Source organism: Citrobacter sp. S55_ASV_140, from assembly GCF_018919505.1.
In the GTDB taxonomy this organism is placed as follows: domain Bacteria; phylum Pseudomonadota; class Gammaproteobacteria; order Enterobacterales; family Enterobacteriaceae; genus Citrobacter; species Citrobacter werkmanii.
Genome location: NZ_JAHLQZ010000193.1, coordinates 1 through 7,119 on the forward strand (window position 1 = coordinate 1; position 7,119 = coordinate 7,119).

General features: G+C 53.8%; 7 protein-coding genes. 6 read left to right on the forward strand and 1 reads right to left on the reverse strand.

What is annotated here, in order from left to right; all coding sequences use genetic code 11:
• The coding region (locus KQJ18_RS19845) for a trimeric intracellular cation channel family protein (RefSeq protein ID WP_216422561.1) at positions 1-442 on the forward strand (442 nt) is incomplete at its 5' end.
• Here KQJ18_RS19845 and ligB read toward each other — a convergent pair.
• Positions 439-2,118 carry an NAD-dependent DNA ligase LigB gene (gene ligB, locus KQJ18_RS19850; RefSeq protein ID WP_216422562.1) on the reverse strand — a complete coding sequence of 560 codons (1,680 nt, stop codon included), beginning with the start codon at positions 2,116-2,118 and terminating at the stop codon, positions 439-441. The genes KQJ18_RS19845 and ligB overlap by 4 nt on opposite strands.
• A 263-nt stretch (positions 2,119-2,381) precedes the next feature.
• Here ligB and gmk point away from each other — a divergent pair, with 263 nt between their 5' ends.
• The 5 genes from gmk to KQJ18_RS19875 form a co-directional block, all read left to right on the forward strand.
• Positions 2,382-3,005, forward strand: a complete 624-nt coding sequence (gene gmk, locus KQJ18_RS19855; protein ID WP_038635416.1) for a guanylate kinase — start codon at positions 2,382-2,384, stop codon at positions 3,003-3,005.
• 54 nt (positions 3,006-3,059) lie between these two features.
• Entirely contained in the window at positions 3,060-3,335 is a 276-nt protein-coding gene (gene rpoZ, locus KQJ18_RS19860; protein ID WP_000135058.1) for a DNA-directed RNA polymerase subunit omega, read from the forward strand.
• 18 nt (positions 3,336-3,353) lie between these two features.
• Positions 3,354-5,465 carry a bifunctional GTP diphosphokinase/guanosine-3',5'-bis pyrophosphate 3'-pyrophosphohydrolase gene (gene spoT, locus KQJ18_RS19865; protein WP_038635422.1) on the forward strand — a complete coding sequence of 704 codons (2,112 nt, stop codon included), beginning with the start codon at positions 3,354-3,356 and terminating at the stop codon, positions 5,463-5,465.
• A gap of 4 nt (positions 5,466-5,469) precedes the next feature.
• The gene (gene trmH / locus KQJ18_RS19870) at positions 5,470-6,159 is read left to right on the forward strand and encodes a tRNA (guanosine(18)-2'-O)-methyltransferase TrmH (protein ID WP_137360309.1); all 690 of its coding nucleotides are present in this window, start codon (positions 5,470-5,472) and stop codon (positions 6,157-6,159) included.
• Between the two features lie 5 nt (positions 6,160-6,164).
• Positions 6,165-7,119 (forward strand): OB-fold nucleic acid binding domain-containing protein (locus tag KQJ18_RS19875; RefSeq protein WP_253297535.1); only part of this gene is annotated, 955 nt, incomplete at its 3' end.

Genomic DNA, 7,119 nt, shown 5'->3' on the forward strand with positions numbered 1-7,119 from the left:
AAAGCATCCTGAATACGTCATCATTGTGGCGGCCGCTGCGGTACTCACCACCATTATTGCTCCTGTCATGCCCTACCTGCGTAAAATATTCCTTGTACTGGATGCGCTGGGCCTGGTGGTCTTTTCTATTATTGGCGCACAGGTGGCGCTGGATATGGGTCACGGGCCGATTATCGCCGTGGTCGCTGCGGTCACTACCGGCGTCTTCGGTGGCGTGTTACGCGACATGTTCTGCAAACGCATTCCGTTAGTGTTCCAGAAAGAGCTGTATGCTGGCGTTTCTTTTGCCGCTGCCGTGCTTTACATCGTGCTGCAACATTACGTCTCCAGCCACGATGTGGTGGTTATCTCTACCCTACTCTTCGGTTTTACCGCCCGCTTACTGGCGCTACGCCTGAAGTTGGGCCTGCCAGTATTTTATTATCGCCATGAAGGCCATTAAGGCATAAAGCCCGTAATACGCTGAGCAGCCAGCCAGTTGCTCAGCGCTATGACCTCCCTGGCCTCCAGCCACTGAATAATCTGTCGTGCCCGGCGCTCCCCCATTAAAGGGAGTTGTCGCCAGCTTTGTTCATCACGGTCCTGCAATTGTTGCCACGAAGCATCCCGACAGGCATTCAGCGTTGCCTGTGTTAACGGTATTCCCATGGCTATAACCCAACGTGTGAACGGAAGATGGCGCGACAGGTTGAACTGATGCCACATCTTCTCCCCTTTGCTTACGCCTAATGTGGACCGGAGCTGCTCCTGAGTTAATCCGAGCCAGGAAAAGATATGTTCAAAGTGATACGTCTGATGAAGGTTACGCCATCCCGCTTCACCAATACCTTCTAATTCCAGCACTTCTTTCGCGCCCAGCCAAACCAGTCTGGCAATAAATTGCTCATAACACGCCGGCGTGGCATAAAAGCAGGTCATTGAATTGAAATGTCCCACAGGCGGCGTTGGCTTAGTGCGTTGAGTGCTACGCCAGACCACTTCGTCGATACGCGGGATCCCCTGTCCGGCCAGGCTTATCAGGATCCGATCTCCAAGCGCGATATCCCATTCATTCCAGCGGCGTACAGAGCCAATATTGACGCGTTGCACGCGTTTATCATCCAGCATGACGGGTGCCAGCAGCGCGACTACGGCAATTTTCCCACTTTTACCGACTGAAAACTGAATATCTGTGACCTCGGATACCTGAGCCACGGGCGGATATTTCCATGCCGCCAGCCAGTCTCCCTGCCCAGGTAACCAGTATCGCGCCTGCGGTTCTTTCCCCGATCGCACCACGACGCCATCCGTCACAAAAGGGAGTGCTGAAGTCCACCAACGGGTACGGGCATGCTCGACATCGTCCGCATTTTTCACGGGCTGGGTATAGCGTTGCGTGAAACTGAACCCGGCGGCAGTGAGTTGTTCCAGCCTTTCCGACATGACCGCCGGACCATCAGGCCAGGCCCAGATGAATATAGCCAACGAACGTAACAATTCCGGGTTGCTCTGGCGCATCATCATTCCAGCGACCTTTGAGCGGGCATTCATTCCCCCACTCTGTTGCTGGATATGCCCTTCCTGCTGTAAAAATATCTCGCCCTGCAACGTACTGTTTGCCAGCAGACCTTTGGTCTTGTGTGGTACGGAAGGTATCCGCAGCACCTTTTGCGTCCAGTCTTCACCTTTCAGGCCATTACCTCGGCTAATCGCTCTTACCAGATTGCCATTGCGATAGACCAGCGTGACCGCCACGCCGTCGACCTTTGGCTGTACCCAGAGATCGCTGCGAACACGCATCCATTGCTGTAACGCTTGCTTATCTGCCAGCTTACGGACCCCCGTGTGAGGCACTGGATGTGAGACTGTGCCACTGATTGGGGGCGCAGACAGATCAGGTGGGGCTTCATCGCCAAAACAGCGCTGCCATTGGATGAGTTGCGCACTGAGCTGGTCATAAACGCCGTCATCAACGGCGCTGACACCCTGTTTCCAGTAACTATCATTCCACTGTGTTATCTGCTGCTGTAATCGTGAAATTTCCTCGCCTGCCCGGGCTGGAGACCAGACCGGGCATACCGCCCAGACAGGCAAATTCCAGACCAGTAAAACTATGCCAAGGCATTTCCATCGCCTCATGCTGCCTCCGCTGAGCAATGTGCTTCCCGGCTCAGATATAGCGCGAAGCGCAATGGAAACAGAGCGACAAAAATTGATTGTGCGAACAGCATTCCTGACCTTTTCACATATTGCTGCAAATCACCGATAAAACAGGAAACGGGTACGCAAAACGCAATAAACATGCGCAAAAAGTGTGACAAAGGCTACGTCACATAGCGGCTACGTGTATAATAAGCCCGTATGTAGGCTCTCTTTCGACAATCACATACATTAAGATACTCATGGCTCAAGGCACGCTTTATATTGTTTCTGCCCCCAGTGGCGCGGGTAAATCCAGCCTGATTCAGGCTTTATTAAAGACCCAACCGTTGTATGACACCCAGGTTTCTGTTTCGCACACCACGCGCGCACCGCGCCCGGGGGAAGTGCATGGTGAACACTATTTCTTTGTGAACCATGACGAATTCAGAGCCATGATTGGCAGAGACGCGTTTCTGGAACACGCTGAGGTTTTCGGTAATTACTACGGCACTTCGCGTGAGGCCATTGAGCAAGTATTAGCATCCGGCGTAGACGTCTTTTTAGATATCGACTGGCAAGGTGCGCAGCAAATTCGTGAAAAAATGCCGCATGCGCGCAGTATTTTTATTTTGCCGCCCTCTAAGATTGAGCTGGACCGCCGTCTTCGTGGTCGAGGTCAGGATAGCGAAGACGTGATCGCAAAACGTATGGCGCAAGCTGTTGCAGAAATGAGCCATTACGCCGAATATGATTATCTTATTGTGAACGATGATTTCGATACCGCCCTGGGCGATTTGAAAACCATCATTCGCGCCGAACGTCTGCGCATGAGCCGCCAAAAGCAGCGTCATGACGCTTTAATCAGCAAACTGTTGGCAGACTGAACCCACATTCAGTATCATGCCCAGTCATTTCTTCACCTGTGGAGCATTTTAAGTATGGCACGCGTAACTGTTCAGGACGCTGTAGAGAAAATTGGTAACCGTTTTGACCTGGTACTGGTCGCCGCGCGTCGCGCTCGTCAGATGCAGGTAGGCGGAAAGGATCCGCTCGTACCGGAAGAAAACGATAAAACTACCGTTATCGCGCTGCGCGAAATCGAAGAAGGTCTGATCAACAACCAGATCCTCGACGTACGTGAGCGCCAGGAACAGCAAGAGCAGGAAGCCGCTGAATTACAAGCCGTTACCGCTATTGCTGAAGGTCGTCGTTAATCACAAAGCGGGTCGCCCTTGTATCTGTTTGAAAGCCTGAATCAGCTGATTCAAAACTACCTGCCGGAAGACCAGATTAAGCGTCTTCGGCAGGCGTATCTCGTTGCACGTGACGCTCACGAGGGCCAGACACGTTCAAGCGGTGAACCTTATATCACGCACCCCGTAGCGGTAGCCTGCATTCTGGCCGAGATGAAACTCGACTACGAAACGCTGATGGCTGCGCTGCTGCATGACGTGATTGAAGATACTCCAGCCACCTACCAGGACATGGAACAGCTTTTTGGTAAAAGCGTTGCAGAGCTGGTAGAAGGGGTATCTAAGCTTGATAAGCTTAAGTTTCGCGATAAGAAAGAGGCGCAAGCTGAAAACTTTCGCAAGATGATTATGGCGATGGTGCAGGATATCCGCGTCATTCTCATCAAACTTGCCGACCGTACCCACAATATGCGCACGCTGGGCTCATTACGCCCCGATAAGCGCCGCCGCATCGCCCGTGAAACCCTCGAAATCTACAGTCCGCTGGCGCATCGTTTAGGTATTCATCACATTAAAACCGAGCTGGAAGAGCTGGGTTTTGAAGCGCTGTACCCGAACCGCTATCGCGTGATTAAAGAAGTGGTAAAAGCCGCCCGCGGCAACCGCAAAGAGATGATTCAAAAAATCCTCTCGGAGATCGAGGGGCGTTTGCAGGAAGCAGGCATTCCGTGTCGCGTAAGCGGTCGCGAGAAACACCTGTACTCGATCTACTGCAAAATGGTGCTCAAAGAGCAGCGTTTTCATTCGATCATGGACATTTACGCTTTCCGCGTCATCGTTCATGACTCCGATACCTGCTATCGCGTACTCGGCCAGATGCACAGCCTGTACAAACCGCGCCCAGGTCGCGTGAAAGACTATATCGCCATTCCCAAAGCGAACGGATATCAGTCTTTGCATACCTCAATGATCGGCCCGCACGGCGTGCCTGTTGAAGTACAAATTCGTACCGAAGACATGGACCAGATGGCGGAGATGGGGGTCGCGGCACACTGGGCGTACAAAGAGCATGGCGAAACCAGCACCACGGCACAAATCCGCGCACAACGCTGGATGCAAAGCCTGCTGGAACTGCAGCAAAGCGCCGGTAGCTCGTTTGAATTTATTGAAAGCGTTAAATCTGATCTCTTCCCGGATGAGATTTATGTTTTCACACCGGAAGGGCGTATTGTCGAGCTGCCTGCCGGTGCGACGCCTGTCGACTTCGCCTACGCGGTACATACCGATATCGGTCATGCCTGCGTTGGCGCACGTGTCGACAGACAGCCTTATCCGCTTTCCCAACCGCTGTTTAGCGGTCAGACCGTTGAAATCATTACCGCGCCGGGCGCCCGGCCGAATGCGGCATGGCTCAACTTCGTCGTCAGCTCGAAAGCACGAGCAAAAATTCGCCAACTGCTGAAAAACCTTAAGCGCGATGATTCCGTCAGTCTGGGGCGTCGACTGCTTAACCATGCCCTGGGTGGTAGCCGTAAACTGGCTGAAATCCCGCAGGAAAGTATCCAGCGTGAGCTTGAGCGTATGAAGCTCGCTACGCTTGACGATCTGTTAGCGGAAATCGGTCTGGGCAACGCCATGAGCGTGGTGGTAGCGAAAAACCTTCAGCAGGGCGAAGCATCGGCGAACGTTCCTGCGCAATCTGGTCATGGTCATCTGCCGATCAAAGGCGCAGACGGCGTACTGATCACCTTTGCCAAATGCTGTCGTCCAATTCCTGGCGATCCGATCATTGCCCACGTCAGTCCGGGTAAAGGTCTGGTGATTCACCATGAGTCCTGCCGTAACATTCGTGGCTACCAGAAAGAGCCAGAGAAATTTATGGCGGTGGAATGGGATAAAGAGACAGAGCAGGAGTTCATCACAGAAATTAAGGTGGACATGTTTAACCACCAGGGTGCTCTGGCGAACCTGACGGCGGCAATCAACACGACGACCTCCAATATTCAAAGTCTGAATACTGAAGAGAAAGACGGTCGTGTTTATAGCGCCTTTATTCGCCTGACCGCTCGCGATCGCGTGCATCTGGCGAATATTATGCGCAAAATCCGCGTCATGCCGGACGTGATTAAAGTCACCCGCAACCGAAACTAGAGATATGAACTCAAAACGCTATGAGCGCATTTGCGAAATGCTTGCCAGGCGTCAGCCCGATCTGACCGTCTGCATGGAGCAGGTCCATAAACCTCATAACGTTTCTGCGATCATTCGTACCGCAGACGCAGTCGGCGTACATGAAGTCCACGCCGTCTGGCCGGGTAGCCGTATGCGTACCATGGCCTCTTCTGCCGCGGGCAGTAACAGCTGGGTGCAGGTTAAAACCCACCCGACCATTAGCGATGCGGTCACGCAGTTAAAAAGCCAGGGCATGCAGGTTCTGGCGACCCACCTCTCTGATAAAGCCGTCGATTTCCGCGAGATTGATTACACGCGACCGACCTGCATCCTGATGGGCCAGGAAAAAACCGGCATTACTCAGGAAGCACTCGATCTGGCGGACCAGGACATCATCATTCCGATGATTGGCATGGTACAGTCACTGAACGTTTCAGTTGCCTCTGCGCTGATTCTGTACGAAGCACAGCGCCAGCGACAAAATGCTGGCATGTACCGACGAGAAAACAGCATGTTGCCGGAAGATGAACAGCAGCGCTTGCTGTTTGAAGGCGGTTATCCGGTGCTGGCGAATGTCGCTAAGCGCAAAGGACTTCCCTACCCTCACGTAAACACGCAGGGCGAAATTGAAGCCGATGCAACGTGGTGGGCCACTATGCAGTCTGCGAAATAATCGCGATGAAAGGCCGTTTACTGGATGCCATCCCGCTCAACTCTCTGACGGGCGTTGGCGCAGCACAAAGCAGTAAACTGGCGAAAATTGGCTTGCACACCGTGCAGGACCTCCTGCTCCACCTCCCTCTGCGCTACGAAGACCGTACTCATCTGTACCCCATTGGCGAACTGCTGCCGGGCGTCTATGCCACCGTTGAAGGCGAAGTGCTGAACTGCAATATCACTTTTGGTGGCCGCCGGATGATGACCTGCCAGATAAGCGATGGCTCCGGCATTCTCACTATGCGTTTCTTCAACTTCAGCGCAGCAATGAAAAACAGCCTCGCCACCGGGCGTCGGGTACTGGCCTATGGCGAGGCGAAACGTGGCAAGTACGGCGCAGAAATGATTCACCCGGAATACCGCGTACAGGGCGATCTCAGCACGCCGGAACTGCAGGAAACGCTCACGCCGGTGTATCCGACCACGGAAGGCGTTAAGCAGGCAACGCTGCGCAAGTTGACCGATCAGGCGCTGGATCTGCTCGATACCTGCGCCATTGCCGAGTTGCTCCCTCCGGAGTTACTACAAGGCATGATGAGCCTGCCGGAAGCGTTGCGCACATTACACCGTCCGCCACCGACGTTACAGCTTAGCGACCTTGAAACCGGACAACACCCGGCTCAGCGACGCCTGATTCTGGAAGAACTCCTGGCGCACAATCTCAGCATGCTGGCGCTTCGCGCCGGGGCGCAACGTTTTCACGCCCAACCGCTGAGTCCTGACAATCGGCTGAAAGATCAACTGCTGGCGGCGCTCCCCTTTAAACCAACCGGCGCACAGGCCCGGGTCACTGCCGAAATTGAACGCGATATGGCGCTGGATGTCCCAATGATGCGCCTGGTGCAGGGCGATGTCGGTTCCGGTAAAACGCTGGTTGCAGCACTTGCCGCCCTGCGTGCGATTGCGCATGGTAAGC